Source organism: Sulfuricurvum sp. (assembly GCF_019163035.1).
Classification (GTDB): domain Bacteria; phylum Campylobacterota; class Campylobacteria; order Campylobacterales; family Sulfurimonadaceae; genus Sulfuricurvum.
Map to the genome: position 1 here is coordinate 23,255 of NZ_JAFLKV010000009.1, position 1,248 is coordinate 24,502.

Sequence of the window (1,248 nt, forward strand, 5' to 3'; positions counted from 1 at the left end):
CAGTTCCCGCATACATATCGATCACTTGGTACAAGATTTTCGCGGACTCGCGCATCTCTGCCATGTAGAGTTTATAGCGAGCGTAGTTATCCCCTTTATCGGAGACAGGAACGTTGAACTCCACTTCATCATAAAGCTCATACGGTTCCTCTTTACGGATATCCCACTCAACACCCGAAGCGCGGAGCATAACCCCTGAACAGCCCCAGCTCTGTGCCATCTCTTTGGAGATAACTCCGACATTCTCCATACGCATCAACCAAATGCGGTTCGTATCGAGGAGGTCTTCGTAGTCTTTGATGTTTTCCGGCAATTTATCGAGGAATTTACGTAAATCGGCGATAAAGTTATCCGGTAGATCGAGCGGTACGCCACCGATACGGATTGCCGCATGGGTCAAACGTGCACCACAATAATCTTCGATTAAATCCATCAAGTACTCGCGCTCGCGGAATGCGAACAAGAACACCGTCATCGCTCCGATATCCAGAGCTGTCGTCGCCAACCAGAAAAGGTGAGACATAAGACGGTTTGTTTCCAAAAGCATCATACGGATCACTTTGGCACGACGTGGAACATCCAAACCGATGAGCTCTTCTACCGCCAATGCAAAGCCGTAGTTGTTTGAACTCGACGCGATATAGTCCATACGATCGGTCGTCGGCATGAACTCGTTGTAGATCATGTTCTCCGCCATTTTCTCCATACCGCGATGGAGGTATCCGATATCCGGATGGGCTTTCGTGATTTGCTCTTGTTGCAAATGGAGCATCAAACGCAATTGTCCGTGCGCAGATGGATGCTGAGGCCCGAAGTTAAGGATCAGTTCATTATCGGCACGATCAAACGTAATATTTTCAAAAAAAGGTCGTAATCTATTGGCTTGTTGCATACTGTAATTCCTTAACGATCGCGATCAGAGATCACGACGCTTTTTTCTGCGTCAAATTTTTGGATGAGGAATACTCCCTCATTCTCTTGGTAGCATAACGGCGTATCCGGTTCACCTTGGCTGATGTCGGCACCGCGAGGCACTTCATGACCTAAACGGGCAAAACGTTCGGTGTCGTAACGATCCACACGGGCAGGATCACGGTTTTCAGGCCCGATGATCTCACGTGCTTCTTTACCGAAGATTTTATCGACTTCGTACCATTGAGCAAACTCATCCCCTTGGAGCGGATACGTTTTGCGAAGCGGGAACCCTTCCCAATCATCCGGCATCAAGATACGTTTCATAAACGGATG

At 48.2% G+C, this 1,248-nt stretch carries 2 protein-coding genes; both read right to left on the reverse strand.

Annotation, left to right across the window (positions count from 1 at the left end; translation table 11 throughout):
• Positions 1-892: NADH-quinone oxidoreductase subunit D (locus tag JZU62_RS01000; protein WP_295011063.1), on the reverse strand; the 892-nt coding region annotated here is incomplete at its 3' end.
• 11 nt (positions 893-903) lie between these two features.
• Positions 904-1,248 (reverse strand): NADH-quinone oxidoreductase subunit C (locus JZU62_RS01005; protein WP_295011065.1); only part of this gene is annotated, 345 nt, incomplete at its 5' end.